The organism is Maribacter sp. C-4077, from assembly GCF_055378385.1.
On the sequence record NZ_AP038807.1, the window covers coordinates 2,889,927 to 2,916,790 of the forward strand.

The following is a 26,864-nucleotide window of genomic DNA, read 5'->3' on the forward strand; positions in this document are numbered from 1 at the left end:
ATATAAAAGTTATGAACCTAATTAAAAGAAATGACGTGTTGTTTCCTTCATTGATGAACGAGATTTTCAAACCTGATTGGTTTGGTGGAATGGAAAATTTCAACAGTACCGTTCCAGCAGTGAACATTAAAGAAAATGAAACCGGGTTTGAATTGGAAATGTCGGTTCCCGGAAGGAAGAAAGAGGATTTTAACATTGAGATTGATGACAATCTTTTAACGATTTCCTCCGAAGTAAAAACAGAGAACGAGACGAAGGAAGGAAATTACACGAGAAGGGAATTTGGATACGCTTCTTTCAAAAGGTCCTTCACACTTCCTGAATCTGTTGATGCGGATAAAATCGATGCTTCCTATGAGAATGGAATATTGCGATTTGCCTTGCCGAAAAAAGAAGAGGCGTTGCCAAAGCCTAAGAGAATGATAGAATTATCATAAAAGAATTGTGCAATCCTTCAATGGATTTCATGATGTTTGGTTGAGTTGGTTAGTTGAAAAGTGTCCTGAGAGATCAGGGCACTTTTTTATTGGTGCCGTCAATAGAATCAATACCGCAGGGCTTACCTCAAATCTGTCATTTGGTTTTCTATGGTTGCCTAGTGGGCGTTCCCTTAGGTATTTATTTACTCCAGTTTTTCCGTGAGAATGGCCAAGCAGCTCATGATACCTTCCCTGTAATTTCCCAAACGTAAATTCTCGTTGGGCCCGTGGATGGCATTGTCAGGATTCGGAATGCGAATGGATACTGCGGGTATTTCCAAGGTTTTTATAAACGGCGCCATGGGTTGTGAGCCGCCAGTGGTACGCATATTTACGATGTTGTTGCCAAAAACCTTGTTCAGGGCGCTATTTAGAAAAAGGCCAATAGAACTATCTAGATCCGTCCGAAACGGTTGAGATCCCAATCGGTACTTGAAAGATGCCAGTTTAGGATAGGTTGCCCGTTCCGCATTCGAGGGTAGTGAATCCAGGAGGTGATACCCAAAATTTTCAATATGTTTCTTTAAAAGCTGCACTTGTCTTTCACCCGGAGTCTCTGGAACCAGGCGCATATCGATTTCGATGATTACTTCGGATGGAATAATGGTCCGAACTTCTTTTTCCACCCATGCCGACTTCATACCCCTAATATTTAAAGATGGATATTGCAATGCTTCCTGATAGGTGGGCGCAACTTCATCCGGTGCGGCAATACCTAGGTTTACAATGGTGCTGTCAAGATTTTCCGGTATTGCGGCCAAGCTTTTTTTGTCGCTTTCTGTGAGTTGAACGCCGTCATAAAATCCGGGTATCGTAACCTTGCCGTGTTCATCCTTCATGCTGGCAATGAGTCGGGACGCCTCAAAAACCGGATTTGGCGCGAAGTTTCCGTATTGTCCACTATGTAACCCGTATTTTGGTCCGAAAATCCTTAGGGTCACCGTGGCAATGCCCCTTGCTCCATACGTTAGTGTTGGGAAGTTGGATAGATGCCTTGTGCCATCCATTATAAAGAGCATTTCCGCATCCAAAAGTTGCCTGTTTTGAGCGACCGCTTTGGGGAGGTGGGGCGAGCCCAGCTCTTCCTGAAAATCCATGATGACCTTGATGTTATATTCAGGTTGTATTTTTTTCGATTGAAGAATTTGTAAGGCTGATATTAAGGACATGGCTGGACCTTTGGAATCTGAGGATGAGCGGGCAAAAATGCGCCAATCAAAATCAACGTTCTCCTTTAATTTTTCAAAGTCAATGATTTCCCATTTCCCATCCTTTTTTTCTTTCAGAACCGGTTGAAATGGATTGGGCTGAAACCATTTTGTAGTGTCAACCGGTTGCCCGTCGATTTGCAAATAGAACAAAACCGATTTCCCTTTTTTGCGAACTATTTTTTCAGCAAATAGGAGCGGGGCACCTTCCGTTTCTATCACTTGGGTCCTGAAGTTCAACGCGGAAAAAGCACTGTCGCACCAAGCCAAATTTGTAGCGATCTGATCGGGAAAATTACCATCGTTTGGAAGTGTTAAAAATTGTCGTAAATTGGAAACCGATTCAATGAAAACTTCATCGGTCATGGCTTCAATTTTTTCGGCCGACACTTTTTGGGACCAATTTTCTTGATACACCATAAAGCTGGTTAGAATCGCTATAAAAAACCGCTTTTTCATCTTAATTATCAGGAAATATTTCGTTTTAGTCTCGTCTAAAAATAATTATAAAAAATTGTAAATCAATTTTTTAATCGGTCTTATTTAATTGATTACTTTGCAACTATCGAAAACACGGAATTTTTGGTACAATCTTAGGTTTCCTGTTCCTGAAGCGCCTTTATTTCGTCCCTAAGTTTGGCCGCCTGCATAAAATCCAGCTCCTTTGCCGCCTTTTCCATGGCCTTTCTCTTTTCCCTGATAAGCTTATCCAATTGATCTTTGGTAAGGTATTCCAGATCGGGTTCCGCCGCTCTCAATTCCTCTTTTTGGTAATGATAGGTGGAGACCGAATTTTTGGATAGTACGCTGTCCAAATTTTTGTTCAAGGCCTTTGGCGTGATGTTGTTTTCGGTATTATACTGTATCTGTTTTTCCCTTCTGTAATTTGTTTCGTCAATGGTCTTTTGCATGCTTTCCGTAATCTTATCGGCATACATTATCGCCTTTCCATTTAAGTTTCTGGCCGCACGACCAACGGTCTGTGTCAAGGATCGATTATTTCGTAAAAACCCTTCCTTATCGGCATCCAAAATTGCGACCAAGGAAACTTCGGGTAGGTCCAATCCTTCCCTCAAAAGATTGACGCCAATAAGTACGTCAAAAATACCCTTTCTAAGGTCCTGCATGATTTCTACACGTTCCAGGGTATCGACGTCGCTATGGATGTACCGGCATCGAACACTTATGCGGTCCAAATACTTGGCAAGTTCTTCCGCCATCCTCTTTGTAAGGGTAGTCACCAAAATCCGTTCGTCCCGTTCAACACGTTGATGGATTTCCTCCACCAAGTCATCTATCTGATTCAGGCTTGGGCGGACTTCAATGATAGGGTCCAACAACCCGGTAGGGCGAATCACCTGCTCCACATAGATACCCTGGCTCAATTGTAATTCGTAATCCGCAGGCGTGGCACTTACATAAATGACCTGATTTTGTAGTGCCTCGAACTCCTCAAACTTTAAGGGTCTATTGTCCATTGCAGCGGGCAATCTAAAGCCATAATCCACCAAATTCACCTTTCTGGAACGGTCGCCACCGTACATGGCATGGACCTGCGGTACGGTTACGTGGCTTTCATCGATGACCATAAGGTAGTCGTTTGGGAAATAATCCAACAAGCAGAAAGGCCTTGTTCCCGGTTCCCTACCATCAAGATATCTGGAGTAATTCTCTATACCCGAGCAATAACCCAATTCCCGGATCATTTCCAAGTCAAAGTTGGTCCGCTCCTCCAGTCTTTTGGCTTCAAGCGGTTTTCCTATTTCCTTGAAATAATCGATTTGTTTTACCAAATCGTCCTGAATGTTGTGTATGGCATTTTGCAAAACATCCTGTGAGGTTACGAACATGTTCGCCGGATAGATATTCAGGCTATCATACACTTCCAAAATTGTGTTGTTGAATGGGTCAAAAGCTTCTATTTCCTCTATTTCATCCCCAAAAAAATGAATTCTGAAGGCGTGGTCCGCATAACTTGGAAAGACATCGACTACATCTCCCTTTACCCTAAAATTTCCATTTCTGAAATCCGCCGTAGTCCTTGAATAAAGACTTTGTACCAACTGATGTAAAAACTTGGTTCTGGAAATGACTTGATCTTTCTGGATGGAAATCACATTCTTTTGAAATTCGATGGGATTTCCAATACCATACAGGCAAGAAACGGAGGCTACCACCAGCACGTCCCTTCTTCCAGACAATAAGGAGGAAGTGGCACTGAGTCTTAGTTTTTCGATATCCTCATTGATGGAAAGGTCCTTTTCGATATACACTCCACTTGTGGGAATGTAGGCTTCCGGTTGATAATAGTCGTAATACGAGACAAAATATTCAATGGCATTTTTTGGAAAAAACTGTTTGAACTCGGAATAAAGCTGTGCCGCCAAGGTCTTGTTATGGGCCAAGACCAAAGTAGGCCTTTGTACTTCTTCGATAACATTTGCAATGGTAAACGTCTTACCCGATCCGGTTACTCCCAGCAGGGTCTGATACTTTTCACTCTCCTTGATCCCGTTTGAAAGTTGTTTTATCGCATTGGGCTGATCTCCTGTAGGACTAAATTCCGATACTACGTTAAATTTCATACTCTAAAAGTACGAAAGACTATAACTATAGTTAACTTGGTTAATAGAATTCTTGCCAAAAAAGGAATGATATTATGTTGAATTTAAGGTTCAACCTACCGTTTGAGGGTAAAATGTCCTTTTACCTCTTTCTTTGTAAATGAAATTGCCCTGAACCAATAATCAGATGCCGGCATTTCGCGCCCATTAAAAATACCGTTCCAACCTGTGGAGGTTGGGTCTATTTGCGCCAAAAAATTTCCGTAACGATCAAAAATATGAATGACCTCATAGGGTATTTCATTGGAATCCTCTGGTTTTCTGTACTGCCAAAAGTCATTGTAACCATCGCCATTCGGGGTAAAGAATACGGGAAAATCCTGTGGGGAAAGTTCTTTTTCAATCGCTCTTTCCACAACTCCACATCCATATCGGTCTCTTACATATACGGTTCTTTCCCCCGGTTCCACATTTCTAAAGATCGGACTATCTTGAAAATTCGAATTTGGACCATCCAGAGAAAATTCAAAACTTCCGCTACTCTCCGTTCTGATGTCCAATGTTAAACCTGAATTTTGCCGCGTTATCAAGACATCCGAAATTATCGGTGTTTCTGAATAAACCACCTCAAAATTTTTGGAAACAGGACACTCAATGGCGCCACCGAACTGGTTAAGGATATTGTAAAGCTCCAGTCTATATTGTCCTACTCTTTCATATCTAAGTTGTGAATCTTCCGAGAGAATAGTTTCGGATCCATCAGAATCGATAAAAATCCATCGGTATCCCCTAGCAATATCCTTGGAGTCAATGATGCCAAACCCTTGATCTTCGCAAAGTCCAATTTGGTCCGGTATGGTAATCGTAGGGAAATCAGAATCTTGGCAACTTACGGTAGGTATTCCTGTTGTAAAGCGCTCCTCAATACATCCTGTTGCCTCTCCATTTTCATTTAAAGGAACTATCAACACGAAATATTCTTGGTCCAATTCCAAAGGTTCCCCAAAACCATACACCAGTCTATTTCCCGTTAGTTGACTGTCAACAATATCATAGTTCCCTGAAGAGGTACCTACGGAAAGTCTATAGTCCGTTGCCCCGGTAGCATAATTCCATCTAAGGTTGCTATTTACCAGAACATCTGTTTCATTATTAAGCGGATTAATCAATTCCGTACAATCCGGGGCTGTCGTAACCGTTTCCGTTGTAAATATTCTTAAGGGACAGACTTTAATGGGAGCATCCGGGAGAAATAGGCTGATGGTTACATAAACCACCGTATTGGAAGGCAAACCTACTTCAGGTTGATAAAAATTATTAAGGCCGGAGGACCTTCTGTTTATAATTTCGCCCCCTCCGGGAGTGGTTCCTAAAGATACCAAATACCCTATGATACCATCGACGGCCGTCCATTGGATTAGATTGTCAACAGGAACGTCAGTATCACCATCCAATGGGGAAATTAGGGTAGGGCATTCTTGGGAATAGATTCTGAAGTTTAAACAAAAAGCTATTAGGAGAAGTATTGGCATGGCCAATACCCTACATATTGATGCGCCCTTTTTCATTTTCATAGCTTTAAACAATACAATATACTACAAAATGAAATTTTAGGCTAGTATGGATGTTAAATACAATATAACATCGATATCACGTAATTTTAAAGGTCACGCTTTTTAAGTAAAGCATAGGAAAGATAAATGAATATGGCAGTCCAAGCAATTACGATCAAGAATTCATACCAATGCACGTGATAATTTAGTTTTATGGATTCACCCACTTGGTCCGCAACCGTTTGAACAGCTTCCAAACGTGTAAAAGGTTCTTTGATTAGGTTGAACATCGATTGCAAAGGAAAAAAACCCATTATTGCATCCGTCGTATCCCCATCAAATAATTTCCAGCGGATTATACCTCTCGTTATTCCTTCGAAAATTTGCCATAAAATGAGAAACCCTAGGGCAAAAGCAGAACGTTTTACCAAAATCCCAAGGAAAAGACAGAAGGAGAAAAAACCCATCAACTTAAAAAAGAAGGCTGCCAGAAATTCCAAATCGGAAAATATGATGGACAACTCGTCATAATCTGAATATATAAGACCTAATATTAAGGAGACCAAGAAAACAAACACAGTAGAGATGACGGAAAAGGATACTACTGTCAGGAACTTGGAAAGAATAAATTCTTTTTTGGATAGTCCGTCTATAAGATTTTGCTTTATGGTCTTATTGCTGTACTCATTGGACATCATGGATACGATAACTATGGCCAAAAACAATTTAAAAAAGGCGGTAACGAAGGTGTTGAAGTGCCAAATATAGGGGAAGTTAAATATTCCGATTTCTGCCAAGTGAAACTTAACAGGCCCAATATCGAACTTAATCGCTGCAACAAGTGCGATGGAGGTAAGGATAAAAAAATAGGAGATGATCAACACCTTGCTGGCCCTATTATTCCATAGTTTTATGAATTCTATTTCTAATAAACGTATCATGGTCTTCTGTTAGTTTGATTGATTCTTGGTCAGTGTTAGGAACTGTTCCTCAAGACTTTCCTTTCTTTTTACCAAATGGGAAAGCACGATACCCTCTGAAAAAAGGGATTCGTTCAGGGTTTTGGCGTCCATTTCTTCCGTTGGGAAGGCGGTGATCAATCCATTCTCTTGCTTTATATCCCCAAATTTTTTGTTGGTTTTAAGGGATTGGGACAATTTGTCCATGTCGTTGGCTTTCAGTTCAAAGAATCCATAACTGGCCATCATTCCATCGACCGGGCCTGAATATAATTTTTCACCTTTTCTTAGGATGATAACATGACTGCATACTTTTTCCACCTCGTCCAACAAATGGGAAGCCAGTAATATGGTGGTGCCCTGTGATGCTATTTTTTTGATGATTTGCCTGATTTGGTGAATTCCCTGTGGATCCAAGCCATTGGTCGGCTCGTCCAGAATCAGGATTTCAGGGTCGTTAAGAAGGGCCGATGCAATGGCCAAGCGCTGTTTCATACCCAGGGAATAGGTGCTGAACTTACTGTGTTTTCTATCCAAAAGGCCCACCAACTCTAATTTCTCATCGATTTTATCGGTGCCGACTTCCTTGATCTTACATACAAGTTTCAAGTTTTGTACGGCAGTCATATACGGGTAGAAATTGGGACGCTCAATGATGGCACCCACTTTTTTTAAGGCCTGGTGGGTCGAGGTATTTCCATCGAACCAATAAAAGTTCCCACTGGTTTTGTTCACCACGTTCAAGACTATGCCCAAAGTGGTCGATTTTCCACTTCCGTTGGGCCCCAGAATACCGTATACATTGCCCTTTTCAATGGAAAATGACAAATCCTTTACGGCGGTTAAATACCCAAAATTTTTGGTAAGATTGTTAACGGTAAGAATAGTGCTCAAAGCAAGTAGTTTTTTGTTTGATTGTACTTACTTGACGAGCGGTTTGAGTAATTGTTACAAAAAATGCCTAATTCTTATTGACCCTAATGGTTATTCTTCGGTTAGTGATGACGGTCCTAGGGCCTACCGTCAGTGTTGCAGGGAAAGAGACCGTATTCCCACATACAAAGGTATCGCTGGCAATAAGGACCCGGTATTGATAGCCGTTCTTGTCCACTTCAGGGGTAATGATTGTGAGGGTGTTGGTCGTTGTTCCGCTGTATTCGGGTCCGTCCGAAATATCCGTAAAGGTAGTGCCCCCATCCGTGCTGACTTGCCATTGGTACGTATCCCCGTCATCGGTCGACGAAAAAGTGTCGTTTGTGTTTACAAAAGTATGCGAATTTGCAGGTGCTACCGTGATTGTAGGTACGGTTCCTGCTTCTTGGAATTCAGGCGTGCCATTGGTATCCATATCGGCAGGAGTAGGGTAGGCCGCTGCTACTACTGTGCCATTGGCGTTTACGGAAGGTACACCGGAACCGTAGACCATGTCGTCGCCTCCGTCGGCATTGATGTTGTTGTAGGCCTCATTTGAGTCCGAGCAACCATCGTTGTCCGAGTCAAGTTCGTAACTGTCTATTACGTTATCAGAGTCACTGTCCATTCCACGACAGGAAGAAATGGTAAAATTAATGTCATCAAAAAATGAATAATTTTCTCCATCGTCATCTATTTGATTATATACATAGACCCTTAATGTATAGGTAGTATCTGGTAAAAGTGGTATAAAAGTTTGGTCCATGAGGTCAAATACCTGATATGTAGTGGCATTGTTGGTTATGACCAAATCTTCCTTAGTAAGTATACTGCTAATGAAACCATCAGCCGATAAGAAAGCACTCATGGTATAGGAGTCACCGCCGCTAGGTTGATACCAGCCCCAGTTTATATTGTGCAATATGTGGTTGGATAGATTATCTGTGGTGGTAAAGGACACTTCTATATAGTCATTATTATATAAGGCCTCTTCAAGGGAAGTTGATGGCATATTGTCTATTTGAACCGCGCTAAAGGGAGTACTCGCGGTTATACCGCTATATGAAAGGTTTGAAGTAGAGGACAAGAACCAGGAATTTAATTCAGGATTACTGGTGTTATCCATGGCCAATGTTCCTGAGGGTGTATTTAAATACCAACCGAAGGTACCATTGGTAATTGTTCCATTCGATTCCGTGCAATCAAGAATACCATCATTATCATCGTCAAGATCTACGACGTCGATTATTCCATCGTTGTCAAAATCATTGTTTACGATAATAGCCACGGAAGGTTTGTCCAAGCTAAGATTGCTGTCCACCTGATTTTGGGTATTTAAGGCAATATTTGCCAAATGGCGTATTTGGTTGGGTAACGAATTAAAAACAGCCACAGCGGTAATAGTAATAGTCTCCAACTGTCCGCTGTTCAAAGTACCTACGTTCCAATTGGGAGATGTCCATGAACCTGTACTGGGCGATGCCGATACAAGGGACAGTCCCGTTGGCAATGCATCGGTCACTACCAAATTGGTGGCGGGATCTACACCAAAATTCTGCACGGTAATGGTAAAGGTGATATTCTCCCCTTCATTGATCATAGTTTGGTCCGCGGTCTTTATGAGTTGAATATCAGGATTGCAATAGTAGGCTGCCAAGGTGTTGGAGTCATAGGTACAGGGGCCTTTGGTCACGCGTACATAGTAATCACCGGCCACTGTTGGGTTATAGGTGTCCGAAGTGGCGCCAGAAATGGGGTTGCCTTCATAAAACCACTGGTAGGCATCAAAGACTTCTCCAACAACTTCCAAATTGGAACCTGGTAAACACTGCGTACCGGTAATCTGAAGGTCTACATTGGGTGCCACGTCAAAGCCGGAAAAATACCCAGCGATACCCCGGTTGCCATTTGCTCCAAAGAACCCTACCGCTATGGGACCGGTGGATTGAACGTCCACGTTTCCCGTTAAGTTGGGTATATAGAAAGTTTTCCAGTCTGTATTACCAGAAATTGTTAAGGCTGCGGGTTTGGTGACTGCACCACTACCATCTGTCACTACAATGTTGGCATCTGGGGTTGTTGCGGATGCAATGATTGTGATACCACCATTTAAGGTAGTTCCAGCGGCATCGGTTATATCTGGAATATTGTCGACTTTATCCGGTATCAAACAATTTAGGGGAGCAACAAAATTTAATCCAACGGTCTGCACTCCGGTACTGCCCGCCAAGTTTTGATAGGCGTATGCGTCCTTGGATGTTCGAACGTACATATTGGCGCCCGGGCTAGCACTTGAATAATTGGTGCCGGGCACTATAAAATAATCCCCTTCATTGATGGTGGCCATTGGAGTCGTATTTCCATTGACAAATATTTGTGTGTTGTTCTGGGTGGCGATGATTATGGGAAATTCGGTACTATCCTGACCACCGCCTCTTATGAATACATAATCCTTGCCCAAATTGTCTTCCGGTACAGGTTGGTCGATACCGGCGTCCCTACTGCTAGAAGAGGTTGGTACCACACCGTAATTAAGACCACCATTGCTTATGACTATATTTTTGTCCGACGTTATGGAGGCGCCCAACCAGCCATCCACGTTCGCCGCAGTTTCCGTAGTGTAGGCTTCGAGTACAAAACTTTCGCCTGCGTTTAGCACAACTTGGATAGCATCGTCCAATATGCCATCCCTGTCGTTTTGCAAACGGAACTCGCAGCCTGGGTTGTACCCAAAAATATCCACCGTGGTGTTGTTTTCCGTGGCCATTATGCCCAAGGAGGTCGAAATGTCACTGGTAGTGGCATAATTAGGCGCACCGCCCCATTTAAAGTTGGTTCCCATCGCTTGTCTACCTTTTGATGTCAACGAAGTGGATTGGGCTCCGCTACTGCCCCGATAGTTTACATAAAACCGTTGGCCACCGGTAGATTCAAATCGAAGTCCGCCGGTTGTAATGACAATACCCGTATCGTTGTTCTGAACCATGGTAATGCCATTATCGCCATTTGGTAAATCATATCTTGCAGGAGTTGCGTTTGAAATACTGAAGCTTGCTATGGGTATAGTACTTGTGCCTCTATAGGCATTTACTGTAAAGGCCGTGCTCTCAGGGGTTGACATATAAATGGCCTGTTCCTTAACGGAACTATTATTACTTCCTTGTTTTAAGGGAGGCAAATAATGTAAGTCGCTCAACTGAGCGTTACTTTTTAAAATTCCAAAAATCAAAAATAGGATCAGTAACCCTAATTTTTTTATTTCCATACCTAGACGTACTACGTCTCAAAATAATACGAATACCACCGCATGGACAATCTTTTGTTGTGAACGGGCCAATCCCGTAAACCAAAACTTCGATAAATGGTGTGGAATACTTAAAATGACCTGATTTTCCTTACGTTGGCAGCTGATCCTTAATAAGTAAAAACTAATTTTTATTAACCCTAATTGTTATTCTACGGTTGGTAATGATGGTCCTGGGGCCTACCGTCAGTGTTGCAGGAGAAGAGACCGTATTCCCACATACAAAGGTATCGCTGGCAATAAGGACCCTGTATTGATAGCCGTTCTTGTCCACTTCAGGGGTAATGATTGTGAGGGTGTTGGTCGTTGTTCCGCTGTATTCGGGTCCGTCCGAAATATCCGTAAAGGTAGTGCCCCCATCCGTGCTGACCTGCCACTGGTACGTGTCCCCATCATCGGTCGACGAAAAAGTATCGTTGGTGTTCACAAAAGTATGTGAATTTGCGGGTGCCACCGTAATTGTTGGTACGGCTCCCGCTTCTTGGAATTCAGGGGTTCCGTTGGTATCCACATCGGCCGGGGTAGGGTAGGCCGCTGTAAATACGGTTCCATCCGGGTTTACGGTTGGTATGCCGGAACCGTAGACCATGTCGTCGCCCCCATCGGTATTTGGGTCGTTATAGGCTTCATTGGCATCTGAGCAGGAGTCGTTGTCCGCATCAAGGTCCAGATGGTCCGGGAATCCGTCGGTATCGCTTTCACAGGAGACAGGGTATAGGATTGAGAATGGGATATTCTGTTTGGTTATCGAAGGCCCTTGGTACTGAACGATCAAATTATCGCCTCCTGTAAGTTCAAAGAAGACTATTTCCAACCAATGAACTCCAGCCGAAAGTGCTATGGTGCCGGATTCCTCGTTCATGGCGTGTAGGCCGTCATTGTCAACCACTTCTAGGGCATCAATATATAGCTTAGATCCATCATCTGAATTTGTAAAAAAGGTGTAGCTGCCGCTCGTGGCTATTTCAATATACCCGGTATACCGAACCGAATACGTTTCGCCATCCCCGGGCGTATAGGTGGCCGCCAAACCGGATACATCGATGTTGGTTGCCACTCCGGTTGCGAGTGCCCCAGAGGTAGGAATGTTATCTACCGAGTTGCCTGCTGGCGATACATTGTAAAACTCATAATCCAATCCTCCTGAGCAACTATTGAGTTCCGTGGCATCATAGATTCCGTCGTTGTCATCGTCCTCATCCGAAAGATCGACAACGCCATCATCGTCAAAATCGTTATGGATAATGACGGATACGTTTGGATTGTCCGAAGTGATATTATTATCGGTTTGATCCTGACTGTTGGTGACCGAATTGGTGACCGATACCGCTGGAATAACCGAATTGTTTGCATCCGCCACCGCTGTAATTGTCAGCGTTTCCAATTGGCCACTGTTCAAAGTGCCAACGTTCCAATTGGGAGCTGTCCAACTGCCATGGGATGTCGTGGTCGATAGGATGGAAAGTCCGGAGGGTATAGGGTCCGAAACGACTAGATTGGTCGCAGGGTCGATACCCAGGTTTTCGACCGTTATTGTAAAGGTTACATTATTCCCTTCCGATACGGTCGTAACATCCGCAGTCTTATTGAGCACAATATCAGGGTTGCAATAATATACCGATATGGAGTTCGAGTCATAACTACAGGGTCCCCTGGTTACCCTTAAATAATAGTCTCCCGCCGTAGTTGCGGTATAAGAAGACGACGTGGCCCCCGGGATCAAAGCTCCATCGCTGTACCATTGGTAGGCATCAAAGACTTCGCCCGATGCAATTTCCAATATGGCACCCGGAAGGCAACTGTTGCCTGTAATTTGTAAATTGATATTGGGAACGGTATCAAAACCCGAATAATATCCGGCTAGACCCCTTGCCCCATTGAAACCGAAAAAACCAACGGCTATGGGTCCAGTAGACTGCACACTTACATTACCCGTTAGACTGGGAAGGTAAAAGGTTTTCCAGTCCGTCGTACCGGCAACTGGAGAGGAGGCTGGGAGCGTAACGGCTCCGCTGCCATCTGTGACCGTTATGTTAGCGTCCGGTGTAGTGGTAGCGGCAATAATGGTGACACCACCTGTAATGGCAACTCCGGCCGCATCTGTAATGCTGGGAATGTTGTCCATGGTATCTGGCAAAAGACAATTTACGGGTGCTACAAAATTCAGGCCCTGGGTGTAAGCCGCCGTTGACCCTCCTACACATTGGTAAGCATATACATCTTTTGAAGTTTCAATATACATGTTCGCCCCTACCGAGTTGGACGAGTAGTTGCTACTGGGTACCTCAAAAAAATCACCTTCGTTCAACGTAGCAATGGGTGTTGCCGACCCATTGACAAAAATTTGGGTATTGTTCTCGGTTGCAATAATTAATGGGAACTCTGTCCATCCATTGCTATTTCCATTTCCCCTAACGAAAATATACTCCTTGCCCAATCTATTTTCAGGTACGGGTTGGTCAATGCCCGCATCCCTGTTACTATTGCCTACTTGTCTACCATAATTAAGGGAGCCGTTGCTAATGACGATATCCTTATCGGCCACGATGGAAGCGCCGATCCAGCCCCTTTCGTGGGCCATGGTGGGGGAGTTTCCTAGATAGGTCTCATAAACAAAGGATTCATTGGCATCCAAGGTAATCGTATGGGAATTTGCCGTTATTCCAGCTCTGTTGTTACCCACCCTAAATTCACAGTTGGGGTCATAACCCGAAAGGGTAATGGTCGTATTATCTTCTGTTGCCATAATCCCCAAGGTGTTTGATTTGGAAACATGGCTGCCCAGGTTGGGAACGCCCCCCCATTTAAAATTGGTTCCCATGGCTACTCTTCCCTTTGAGGTCAAGGATGCCGCCTGTGAACCTGAACGGCCCCGATAGTTTACGTAAAATTTTTCCCCTCCCGCAGATTCAAATCGGAGTCCGCTATTGGTCAAAACCACTCCGGTACTATTATTGGTCACCAAAGTGATATCATTATCACCATTGGGAAGGTTATAGATGGCAGGCGCTACATTGGAAATGGTAAACGAAGTTATGGGAACGGGGTTCGTACCCCGATACACATTTACGGTAAACGCCGTAGTTTCAGGTGTTGAAAGATATACGGCCTGTTGTTGAATGGCCCCATTATTCTGTCCTTGCCGTAAAGGTGGCAAATAATGCAGGTCGCTCAATTGGGCATGGGAATATCCAACAACTAAAAAAAGTACCAATAAAAGTGTCTTCTTTGAAGGGTACACGTTCTTTGATTTTTAGTAAACCTTTGAACTACAAATAAAAAAGGATTATAAAGGGAAGGCAAGAGTTTGTTGTGAACGGGTCAATTATTGTGGTATTTCATCGATCAAGTCAATGAAAAGGGCTTTTTTGACAAAAAAAGCCCGTGGCACAAATGCACGGGCTTACTATATAATTTGGTTGGGTTTAACGATATAAGGTAAAATGTCCTATGAATTCCCGCTTGTCCTCTTCACCGTTTAGTTTCAGAATATACCAGTAATCTCCAGTTGGTAGATCGGTATCTTGATATAGTCCGTCCCAACCGTTCCTATCGTCTGCAAGTAGATAAACCTCACGGCCATATCTATCAAAAATCTTGATGAACAGGTCTGGGTATTGTTCAATATTTTTAGGAATCCATCGATCATTCTGTCCATCCCCATCAGGGGTAAAGAAGTTGGGTATTTCAATATCGATGAACTCCATGTAAATGGTGGCCATCGCTTCACATCCATAGGCATCCACAACGCGCACGGTATAGGTGTCCGTGCGTGTAATGAATATGGTATTGTCGTCCCCATTGTTTCGATCGCCAAAATAGAAGGTGTAATCACCACTTCCGCCGGAGGCGACGGCTGTAATCTCGTTTAGATTGTTTTGTTCCAAGATCAATTGCAATGGTTCAAAACTCTGCACCTCAAAGTCGATGGTGTTTGTACAGCCATTGGCATGAACTAATAGAATATAATGACTTCCAGGAGCCAAATTGGCAAAATCCGGTTCCAACCTATAGTCATTAGGGTCTGTTGAATCCAAGGCATACAATACATCACCGGCCACACTTGGGTCTTCCAATACCAACTGAATTCTATTGTCCGGTGTATCCCCGGAGCATTCATAGATTACCTCTGCCGTGGCATTGAGGTTGGCGCCGTTTTCAACGGTAATGGTCTGGTTTGTGGTACATCCATTGGCGTCCCTAACAAATACGATGTAGGTGTCTCCCGCAAGGTTTTCAAATAACAGACGATCTTGTACAAAATCAGCATCCGCATTGGAATTTAGTGCGGTACTGTATGGCGCCGTACCTCCCGTCACGGTAATTGAAATGGTTCCGTCCCCATCCCCGGCACATATCTCCGGTGTGCTGGAAGCCTCCATTTCCAATGGTTCCGGTGCAATCAGTTCAAATTGGATTACTTCAAAACAACCGTTGCCATCCTGGACGATTACCGTATACGATCCTTCTTCCAGTTCATCAAAAGTATTTTGATCGTCAAATTGGTTCAGGTTGGGTGAAATGGCATATTGATAATTGCCCGTTCCCCCTTGAACATCCAAGGTGATGGCGCCATCATTGGCATCGGAACAACTAATTTCCGTAATATCAGGAGTTACCACCAAGGGTGCAGGTTCATCGATTTGTATCACTTGCGAAATAACTTCACAATCCCCACTTTGTACCCTAACGTAGTAGGTTCCCATAGGCAAATCCGCGAACGTACCGTTGTTCTGGTTGGGTCGCACTTGATCCGTGGCGGCCGCATCCCTGAATAGGGCGAATTGATAGTTTCCTAATCCGCCATCGGCGTCTGCCAAAATCACGGCGGTCGCATCCCCGTTACAATTGATGAATGCTGCGGATGGGTCAACGTCCACCGTTAAGGCAGGAACATCTTCCACGCCTACAGTATTTGAAACGATGGATACACAACTGTTGCTGTCCATGATGTAATACCGATAATTTCCGGCGGATACATTGGTGAACAAATGCGTATCTGAAGTAATGGTCTCGTTCATTGGACTGAACGAAAGGCCATCAACACTCCATTGGTAAGGGGCCGTTCCGCCCGATGCTACCAATAGCAATTCGGCACCGTTCTGGCAGGTCATGGGCTGGTTGGTAACCAACAAGGCCTCCACATCTGAAGGTTCAATTATATCCTCATCGAAGGTAGCGGTACATCCCATATCATCGGTGACGAGAACACTATAGAAACCAGCGCCCAAATTGTTGAACGTATGATTCGTTTGGGAAACAGAGGTACTCAACAAGGTCGTTCTTGCCCCTTCGGCATACTTGTTCAGTACATATCTGTAGTTGGTCGTTACGTTTCTTGGGTTCAAGGTCACCGTAATCGCAGCATCTGTATCACCCTCACAGACCAAAGCGGTGCTTGACGAACTGCCGGTTATGGGGTCCGGTACCACCAAACTAAAGCTGTTGGTTCCGGTAAGCTGGTTACAACCGAAGGCATCCGTAACACTGACCGTATAAGTGCCCGCGCCCAATCCTTGGAAAACATGACTGTACACATTGGTTCGTGTTACCGGTGTGCCCAAAGCAGGGGTAATCGTTATGGTATACGGACCCTGTCCGCCCGCTGGCGTAATGGTCGCCGCACCTTGGTCGTTGGAACAACCTACGTCGGTGAGGGCAATTGGATTCAACGTTATCGGTGCCGTTGGCGAATTGATCGTAAACGACCTTTCTTGGAAACACTCCGGAAATGCTACTTGCGTTACCCGAACGATATAGTTGCCTGCCGCTGTCGGAATGTTGGCAACGGTACCTGAACCGGTCAATGTACCGGCATCGTCCGTTCTGGCCGTCGGAGTGCCATCGGCATTTAAGACTTCCCAGTTGTAGTCTCCGGTATAGGTGGCATCGGCCACGTTGAGGTCTATGCTTCCATCATCGCCAAAACAGATGACGTTGGTAATATTGCTCAAGGTAATATCAAAAGTATTGGGTGCCGCAACGGTATGGGATACAGTCACTTCACAGCCCGTATTCACATTTAAAACAGCGAAGGTATAGGTGCCCGCGGCCAAGTTCGAAAAGGTGTTACCTGCCTGATAGGCGCCCGAGGGCAATTGTCTAAATTGATAATTGGCCGGGTGGGTCGCGAAGCTGGTCATGTTGCTAACGATGTCTATGGAAATGTCCTCATCCGGGTTCGGACAACTGATTGGACTAACTACATGAACGCTAGGAGTGCCCATCAAATCGAAGGGGGCTATGGTCGCCGTGGTAGTTCCCAAGCAACCTTGGTCATCATATACATTGATGGTATACATACCTCCGGCAATATCTGTTTCAATGTATGTTGGGTTTGTTCCGGACTGTACCGTTACCGGTGCCTCTACGGCCATGGTATTTGGGTCGTCCTCCTCAATAAACTCATAACGTACGTAGTTGTTGCTACCACCTGTAACCCCGCTAATGGAAATGGATGCGTTGTCCATGGTATTACCGCTGGTACAACCAAATTCGACTACGGTCGGCGCAGGTACGCTAATAAGGGCAGGCTCACCAATCGGGATGACCACACTATCCACGGAACAGTTGTTCGTAGCGGGATTTCCCGTTACGGTCACCACATAACCACCTGCCGTGGCAGGGGCCAATCCTGTGAAGGTGGCAGAATTGCCCGTCGTACTCGATGGCAAAATACTGATAGCGGCACCGTCCATGGACGTAATCTCAAAAGTATACGGAGCTGCCGCGCCGTTGGTGGTACTAATGGTAATACTTCCATCACTGGCACCAAAACAGCTCACATCGTTCGCAATGATCGACGGATTGATGACCGGTACGACCCTATTCGGAACATTGATGGTAAAGGTTCGGTTACAGCTTGCACTATTGGGCGTAGTGGTATCGTAAATGGTTATGGTATAGGTACCTGGCATTGGCGCATGATAATCGAAGGTCGTCCCAGGAACCGGACCTTGAGGTACGGCAGGGGCACCCGCAGTATTGCTGATACTGTACTCATAGCTACCAGAACCGGCCAAGACTTCGATACCGATTATGGCATCGGGCGATGCGGTACAATCCAATAGTTTAGTAAGGGTTGCATCTGCCGATAACACCGGATTTACCGTGAAATTGCTTTCAACATTGGTACATCCATTTCCGTCCATGACATAAACATCATAGGCACCTGGCGTTACATTGGTAAATATACCGCCATTGTTTTCAAAGGTTGTAGGTGCCGGACTACCGCTAGCTATTATGGCATAGCGAAGGTTACCTGCGGCCGAAGCTCCTACAGCGTTGACCGTAATGGGCGAGACACAATTGTCCTGGGTCACGCTCAATGTTGGGTTGGGTGTTAAGCTCATCGTAACCGTGTTGGTCACGTAGGAACAACCATATTGGTCAAATAGGGTTACCGTGTAATTCCCTGCTGGGGAATTCACAGGAATTTCCACCGGATTGTCCAAGGTGCCCGTCAAGGCCATAAACCCGGCCGGACCGGTAATATCGTAGGAGTAGGGAGCCCCACCGCCTCCGGTAATTCCGGTAATCGAAATGAGTCCTGGCAAATTACAGGAAATATCCCTAGTGGCCGTGGCCGTCGCTGATAATGGAGCCAATTCCGGTACGTAAGCGTTTTCACTCGCGCCCCTACAGGCATCCGCATTGCTTCCGTCCACTTGAATCACATCAATGTAATATTCACCCTCTGCTAAGGGTACGGTAGTGGTAATGCTGCTATTATAAGCTACGATTCCTCCACTGGTTTCAATAGGCGTGGTATTGCCCAGTTCATAGATCTCCCATCGCATGTTTGGATAGGATGTCGTAGGGTTCAAATTAAAGGTAATGACTCCATTTGCGGCACTATCGCAACTAGGTTGTATGTCCGTTGTGATTTCAATAGGCAGATTGATGCCCGGAATCTCGTTTACGTTGACATTACTTTGTCTGATACAGCCTGCCCCGTCCCGTACGTAGAACACGTAGGTCTTTCCGGGAACCAGTAAAGGCACTTCTGGATACTGCGGTGTGACCGGGTCGATGTTCGCAAAGGTATGGGCGGTACCGCTAGGCAATGGCGCTGTCCATACGGCCGGATTGGCGGCAAACGTATTGAAATTGGCCGGGTCATCCGTATAGGTATATTCATAACCGGGAATCGGATTTCCTTCACTACCCTCAACGGTTACTTGTAAATCGTTACAGCCTATAATGATGGCGGAGAGGGTAATATCCAAGTCGTCCAATGGGAATGGAATGATGTATCGGTCAAAATCCTTTTGGCAAACCGTTCCGCTGGCCAAAGTAACCCTAATGGAAGGGAAAACCTCGGTACCGGAGGCATAGCCTCGCAATTCATTGGAAGCCTGCCATGTAGTTCCACCATCGGCACTGTATTCGACTGTACCGGTTGGCGTAACGACATTGGCGAATTCAAATCCGTATTCCAATGGATCTGGGTCGTTACAAGCCGCGGGCAATATCGGTATGATATCCGCGGTAATTTCCACGGCGTTGTTTATGGTCTGTATGGCTGCCGTTGCCGTACATCCGTTGGCATCGGTAATGGTGACTTCGTAATCACCTACGCCAATACCACTATAATTTAAGGTTGTAGCAGAAATATTCGTATTGTTTCGGCTGTAATCGATACCATCCGCAGGGGATAGATCGACCATGGCATACGTATAGGGGGCGGTTCCACCGGTAATGGTAATATCCATTGCTCCCAATCCGTTGAAACATTCCGGATCCGTTGGAACGGCACCTACGGATAATGTCGTCACCGGTGCAAAGATGAAATCTTCACGCAAGGTCGTACAAATTGCCGGAGTACCATTGTTATCCTGGACATATACATCCCAGCCTGCTGGGTTTGCGATGGCCATGGCCTCGGTAACCGTAAGGGTATTTGTGGCACTGTAAAAGCCTGCCGGACTCGTATTTGCGGGTACGATGGCGTACAATAGGGTGCCGTTTCCTCCCGTAGCCGTTGCGGTAATCAATCCGTCGCCACAGGCACTAAGCGGTGTGATGTCCACATCAAGTTCCAAAAGCGGACTGATGACCACTGTTTGGGTATTGGGGGCGGTGGGGCAACCCAATTGGTCCCTTACTTCAACATCATAACTACCTGCAGAAAGCCCGGAGAAGGTAAAGGAAGTCGCCGAAGCTGGCGTTGGCGTAATCCATGGACCTCCGTTGATCCTAAATTCATAATCCCCGTTACCTGCCGTAACATCCACTACTATGGAGCCATCGTTGGTGCCGGAGTAACATGCCGTAGGCGTGGTCGTAAACACGATGGCCGCAGGAGGGGTCACCGTTACTGCACTTGTCAGGGGCAATAACACTTCGCAGGCATTCGTATCCCGAACCCGAACCAGATAATCGCCATCCGGCACATTGGTAAATTGTGTGTTGGTCTGATAAGTGGCTATCACCGTTCCTGCGGTGTTCTCCAATTGGTACTCGTAACTTGGGTTTCCACCCGATGCCGAAGCTTCCAAAGTAGCCCCTGTGTTAAAGCAGGTATAGTCCGATATCTGGCTTAAAGCCGGTATAATGGCCGATGGTTCCGTCAAGGTAATGGGGAAGGAAACGGCGCAGGACGTATCGTCCAATTTTCGGACTTGAACCGTATAGCTGCCATCGGATAAATTTGCAGCCGTGGTCACTGGAGATGTTAAGGAACTGGTCCAGTTGGTACCGTCAAAAGAATACTCGAAACCAATTCCGCTCGTAAAGTTGTCCACTTCAAAACGAATGAATCCATCCGAAGAACCGTTACACCTTGGGTCGGTAACCGCCAACAAATTGGCTTCAAAAGCCTGGTTTGCTTCAACGACTACGGTCAGGTCCTGACTAGCCGGACAAACGGAAGGCACTTGAAAGGCCGTAATGTCGTCCAAAATAAGGTCGTTACCATCGTTACTGTTCACATTGTTCCGGAAGACGATATCAATATCCGTATTGGCACCTGGGTTAAAGGTAACGGTGCGTTCGTGCCAATCCGTATCGCTGGTGTTTTTTGGAATTTCCGGTACCACTTCACTATGGATTACCGTACCACCATTGTCCAATATCTCGATCAACACCTCTGGATTGTTACCTGCACCACCCAAGTTCATGAGGTTGTAGGCCCAGAAATTCAAGGTGATTTCCTCATTGGGCAATACTTCAACATCCCTTTTCGCCCAAAGAATGGAGTTCAATACGGGGCTACCCGTATCGGAGAAAGTAGAGATGTCAATGGCCAAGAAGCGACCATCGGTCAACCCGGTGTGATCTTGCGGACTGGTTAAGGTGGTCAAAGGATTGGTCACAAAATTCGTGACCGTATACTCCCCGTTTACCAATATTCCTGCAGGTCCACGGTTACATGGGGTCAAGGAACCGTTTTGGGGTTCAAAGCAATAATCCGGACCAATTTCACCGATCTGGGTACTAGGTCCTGCCCCAAAGTTTTCAAAGAACAAGGTCGTCTGATCGGGGGTACTACTGCTTGAATAATCAACGGTAACGGTGTGTGTACCCGCCGCTACACCGCCAAAAATATTGCTATCCCCTGGAGTGTTCAAAGTGCCGTTGAGGGTATAGGTATAGTCAAAGTCGGTCGTGTTCGATGTATTTATCGTTATCGTTCCCAAACCATCACAGTCATAATCTACGGTATAGGAAAGGTTGGGGTCCGCGGCCGGCGCCGGAACCGTTAGGTCCATGTCATAGCTACAGCCTAAATTGTCGCGTACGACCAATTGATAGGTTCCCGGCATTAGGTTTCGCTCGTTCAAGGCACCAAAATTGCTTCCGCCATCGAAACTATATTCGTAGGGGGCCTCACCGCCACTGGCATTTAAAATCTTGACCAAGGCACCACTTGGATTGCACGAAGCGTCCTCCACGATGGCCGCCGAGGCGGTCAAACGGAAGGGCTGGTCAATTTCATATTCCAGGGTTTCGATACATCTGGACGTTGGGGTTCCGCTGGAATCCATAACGGAAATCGTATAGAACCCGGCAGGAAGGTTTACAAAGGTATTTTGGGCTTGGAAGGTTACACCGTCCAAACTGTATTGATAGGGGGCCGTTCCGCCCGTAACGTTTATCGTTAAGGATGAGGTAGACGAATCCGCACAAATGATGTCCGTGTGGGAAGCCGATATGGAGGGAGTGCCCAAAAACTCGATTTCAACGGAATTCGAAATGGCATAGCATCCACTGTCATCGAATACAATGAATTCATAAATCCCTGCATCCGAAGCATCTGAAAAGGTAAAGTTGCTGGCCGTCTGGATATCCGTTACCAGAATGTTCAGCATATTTGGTGGACTTGGATACAGATCGGTTCCATCCTTGCTCCAAATGGCCATAAAATAGTCGGGGTTGGGTTGCCCACCATTTGGGGTCAAGGTGATAACTCCCGGATTACAGGTAATATTGTCCGTAGTAACAGCACTTAACGTAAGTTCCGGTATTTCCGCTACCGTAATGTTCTGGGTATCGGTACAGCCATCATCGGTAGTGGTGATGACGATATAATCACCTGCATTTACACTGGTAAACGAATAGGTATTATCAGGGGAAATCAGTTGACTGTCCACAAAAGTGCCCAATCCACCGTTGCTGCCGTCGTCCAAACGAAGTTCATAACTGTAATTTGGCAATACGTTCAAGGCTTGGATGTTAATGGCTCCCGGGGCACCGCATTCCGCTGCAACGGTTGTAATGTTTACCTGAAAGTCGCGCTCCAAAATCCCGATATCCTCTGTGGTAAAAATACAGGCACCATCCATTGGATTTCCCGTAATTGGATCTAGCTGTGTTACTTCCACATAGTAAGACCCGCTGTTCGTAATATCAAAACTAGGCCCGTTGTTGGCCGAAAAAGGTACGACAACGGAATCATCCGAAGCATCCACTAACTGAAAACCATATCCCGATCCAACATTGGTGATACGAATGTTACCTGGTGTACTGCACAGAATATCATCCGAAGTATAATCAAGATCCAACGTATTTTTGAACACGTTGAAATAAAAACGGCTAAAACATCCGTTCAAATAATTGATGACTACGCGGTACTCACCGCTATCGGTTATGGTAAAATTGTCCTGTATGGCCATATTGGTCCAGGTACAGGTCCCATTTTTGTTTGCACAATCATCTCCCGTAGCCGAGCAACTGCCCTCGTCCAATTTTTGCCAAACGATGCTCTGGGCATCGGAAATGCCCAATTGCAGGGTAGCCTCGTCATTTTCACCACACAAAAATATTTTGGGAAGTAAGTCCCCATCGATGGAACAGGTTACGATTTCCCCTTGGATATCGTTATCCGGATTGGGGTCCGCGTTGACCATATTGAAATAGTCGATAATGGGGTTGGTCTGGGTGGTCCCAAAACGTTCTACGGTAATCAGTTCCACCAAATCCACACAACCGGAAGCACCGGATTTTTCAACGATGTAGTTTCCAATATCCGTTACCAAAAGTGTCGCGGGATTATTGTCCGGATTACCGTCATTGATCGCGGGTTCCCCCGCGTCTATCTGTCCGTTGCCGTTGGCGTCGATGGCCCAGGTATAGGTGGCAAAACCACTTCCTGCGGTTAAGATGGCGAAATCACCACATAGCTGAACGGTACGTGCCACGTTACAGTTTGCCAAATCACTTAAAATGTCATTGGTAGCAACTTGAGGAGGTACGTCACAAGGGGAGGTTGAATTTGCCCCGCCCTCATCCGTAAAGGTGGCGGGATTCAATGTACCTTGGTAGGTAGAATACGCTTCATTGACCAGGGTGCCCGAACAGGCATCCACAAAATCCGAACAATTTCCGGAAAGGGTCACCATAATACGTATGGTATACTCAGGGTCTCCCACTTCCACCAAATTATCCGGTACTTGAAATACGATTTCATTGGTTACAGGATCGTGGTTGGAGGTAACCCCCGGAGCATCGGAAGTATTGATGCCATCCAAGGCTACATTAGCTGGAAGTATATTTCGTATGGAATAGTTTGTGGCATCGTCATCGCCCGTATTTTGAAAACGAAGCACGTATTGGAACGATTGGCCTAAGTTTATGGACTGTCCCGTTAGGGATGCCCCACCCAAGTTTTCTGAGGTGTTGCCCAGCAAAATTTCAGGAGCGAACACCTGAACATAGGATGCCGCGTTTACGGTTCCATCAGTAGGGTCTACTGCAGGAACACCTGCCCCATATACACCATCATCGCCACCATCGGCATTACCATCCTTATAAAATTCGTTGGCATCGCTACAGCCATCGCCGTCGCTGTCCAAATCCAAATGATCGGGGATTCCATCATTATCGGTATCGCAACCTGCGGTCAATAGTACACCCCGCATATTTGTTGGTCCTACCACTTGTTGGCCAATGGTGAACGAATTACTTCCAGAAGGATTCCATGAAACAGGTGCCGGTGGCGTGTCCAAGAACATGGGTTCCAAAGGACCGTTGGAGCTTCTTGCCCCAAAAATCTGAAATTGTCCGGATTGATCAATAATCACCCTAATCGTTGGGCTTCCGTTGGAACTGTTTACGGTCCAAATATTTGGGTTTCCGGCCTGTCCGTAGGTAGTACCATCCGTAAATCGTGCAAAATTTCCTGCCGCACCCAATTGGAACTGGATTTCACCCGCTACATCATTCCCGTTTAGGTTTAGATTAAACGAGTTATCCACGCTGAAAATATCTACGATCAGATAATTGTCCACACTGACCAAAGGGCTGGTATGGCCATTTCCATTGGCGATGTTGAAGGCCAAGGTATCACATTCATCCTCGTCATAAATTCCGTCATTGTCATCATCCAAATCAGTGATATCCCTGACGCCGTCATTGTCCGTATCGTTATGGACCGTAATCAATGCGGTAGGGCTGTCCGGTGTGGTATTAGTATCCGTTTGGTCTTGGGTATTGGTAACGGTATTTATTAAACCTAAAAGAGGTAGGGTATCGATTTCATCTGCGCGAACGGTAAGTTCTAGTTGTGCGACGTCCCCGCCATCCAAGGTGCCAATATTCCATGTACTACCACTCCAAGTACCATGGATGGTAAAAGCATTTTCCAAGGTGAGTCCGGCTGGAATGTTATCTGTAATTCGGAGGTTGGTAAGGGGTCCAATTCCATTATTTCTTACCCGTACCGTAAAAGTGGCCGTTTCCCCTTCCATGATTTCATCATTGTCAACGGTCTTGGTTAGGACTACATCCGGGTCGCAATAAAGCGCCTGAATGGTATTACTATCATAGGTACAAGGTCCTTTGGTACCTCTTACGAAGAAGTCACCAGCTCCAGTAGGAGCATAACTAGGACCGTTTGCCCCAGGAATTAAAACACCATCCTCATACCATTGGTACGCATCGAAATTACTTGTTGCTTCAAAAATTTCAGAACCTACAAAGCATCCAGATCCTCCTCTAATTTCCAAGGTAACCTCTGGCACCGTATCAAATCCAGAGAAATAACCTGCGACTCCTTGATTATTGTTTACACCAAAAAATCCAACGGCCATGGGTCCGGTGGATTGCACGCTCACGTTTCCGTTCAAATTGGGAACATAAAAGGTTTTCCATTCTGAAGATCCCGCCACTGGGCTTGATGGCGGTAGTGTAACAGGTCCATTACCATCCGTTATCGATATATTTGAATCCGGAGTATTAACTGCAGCAATTATTGTGATTCCACCAGTAACAGTTGTTCCTGCTATGTTCCTAATATCCGGAATATTGTCCATGACATCGGGTAACAAACAATTTACAGGAGCCACAAAGTTCAATCCCGCTGTTTGAGCACCGCTACTTCCGGCCAAACATTGATAGGCATATACGTTCTTTGAAGTTTGCACAAACATATTAGCCCCTACAGTACTGGATGAATAATAACTACTGGGAACTTCAAAAAAGTCACCGTTATTTAGAGTAGCCAATGGAGTTGTACTGCCATTGACAAATATTTGGGTATTGTCCTCCGTAGCGATGAGCAAGGGAAACTCCGTCCATCCATTAGTATTGCCATTGCCCCTTACGAAAACATAATCTTTTCCGAGTCGGTTTTCAGGAACCGGTTGATCGATACCTGCATCCCTATTACTATTGTTTACTTGACGACCAAAGTTGACCGAGCCGTTACTTATAACAATATTCTTGTCGGATTCAATAGATGCTCCTATCCATCCTTGCTGTTGCGCTAGAGAAGGCGGATTAACATTTCCGATATAGTTTTCAAAAACAAAGGATTCGTTGGCGTCTAAAGTGATGGTGTAGGTATCGGCTGTAATGGCGTTTGCATTATTGCCAATACGAAACGTACAATTGGGATCATATCCAAATACGCGTACCGTAGTGTTATCCTCTGTTGCCATGATACCCAAGGTATTGGATTTGGATGCGTGCCTACCCCCTAAATTGGGAACACCGCCCCACTTAAATCGGGTACCCATTGCCTGCCTACCTTTGGCCGTCAATGATGCAGCTTGGGCAGATGATTTTCCTCGATAATTAACGTAGAATCGATTGCCGCTTGGGGATTCGAAACGTAACCCACTGTTGTTTAGAACAACGCCTGTATTGGCATTGTTCACCAAGGTAATATTGTTATCTCCATTGGCCAGAGTCCAAGTGGCGGGACTAATATTTGAGATGTTAAAGGAAGCTATTGGGGTTGGGTTTGTACCTCTGTAGGCATTTACCGTAAATGTAGTAGGCTCAGGCGTGGAGAGATAGATTGCCTGTTCCTGTATACCTTGGTTGTTCTGTCCTTGTTTTAAGGGTGGTAAATAGTGAAGGTCGCTCAACTGCGCGTTACCGGTTATCCCTAAGACAAGTAATAAAACAAAGAGAATTCTTTACATTATTGATAAAAGCGTG

General features: G+C 45.4%; 9 protein-coding genes. 1 reads left to right on the plus strand and 8 read right to left on the minus strand.

What is annotated here, in order from left to right:
- Nucleotides 1–11: 11 nt before the first annotated feature.
- Nucleotides 12–437, plus strand: a complete 426-nt coding sequence (locus ACZ41C_RS12485; RefSeq protein ID WP_138257569.1) for an Hsp20/alpha crystallin family protein — start codon at nt 12–14, stop codon at nt 435–437.
- Nucleotides 438–622: 185 nt separating this feature from the next.
- Here the strand turns inward: ACZ41C_RS12485 and ACZ41C_RS12490 are convergent, their stop codons facing one another.
- The 8 genes from ACZ41C_RS12490 to ACZ41C_RS12525 form a co-directional block, all read right to left on the minus strand.
- Complete coding sequence (locus ACZ41C_RS12490; protein ID WP_464561857.1) at nt 623–2,146, minus strand: M20/M25/M40 family metallo-hydrolase; 1,524 nt, start codon at nt 2,144–2,146, stop codon at nt 623–625.
- Nucleotides 2,147–2,280: 134 nt separating this feature from the next.
- Nucleotides 2,281–4,272, minus strand: a complete 1,992-nt coding sequence (uvrB, locus tag ACZ41C_RS12495) for an excinuclease ABC subunit UvrB (RefSeq protein ID WP_464561859.1) — start codon at nt 4,270–4,272, stop codon at nt 2,281–2,283.
- Nucleotides 4,273–4,367: 95 nt separating this feature from the next.
- The gene (locus ACZ41C_RS12500) at nt 4,368–5,819 is read right to left on the minus strand and encodes a T9SS type B sorting domain-containing protein (RefSeq protein WP_464561861.1); all 1,452 of its coding nucleotides are present in this window, start codon (nt 5,817–5,819) and stop codon (nt 4,368–4,370) included.
- Nucleotides 5,820–5,911: 92 nt separating this feature from the next.
- A complete protein-coding gene (locus ACZ41C_RS12505; RefSeq protein ID WP_138257573.1) occupies nt 5,912–6,745 on the minus strand; it encodes an ABC transporter permease in 834 nt (277 codons plus the stop codon).
- 9 nt (nt 6,746–6,754) lie between these two features.
- On the minus strand, nt 6,755–7,657 hold the full coding sequence (locus tag ACZ41C_RS12510) for an ABC transporter ATP-binding protein (RefSeq protein WP_138257574.1): 903 nt from the start codon (nt 7,655–7,657) through the stop codon (nt 6,755–6,757).
- Between the two features lie 67 nt (nt 7,658–7,724).
- Entirely contained in the window at nt 7,725–10,871 is a 3,147-nt protein-coding gene (locus tag ACZ41C_RS12515; RefSeq protein WP_464561863.1) for a hypothetical protein, read from the minus strand.
- A 232-nt stretch (nt 10,872–11,103) separates the two neighbouring features.
- Complete coding sequence (locus ACZ41C_RS12520; protein ID WP_464561866.1) at nt 11,104–14,220, minus strand: PA14 domain-containing protein; 3,117 nt, start codon at nt 14,218–14,220, stop codon at nt 11,104–11,106.
- Nucleotides 14,221–14,404: 184 nt separating this feature from the next.
- Nucleotides 14,405–26,791, minus strand: coding sequence for a T9SS type B sorting domain-containing protein (locus ACZ41C_RS12525; RefSeq protein WP_464561867.1), 12,387 nt, complete (start codon nt 26,789–26,791; stop codon nt 14,405–14,407).
- Nucleotides 26,792–26,864: the final 73 nt, after the last annotated feature.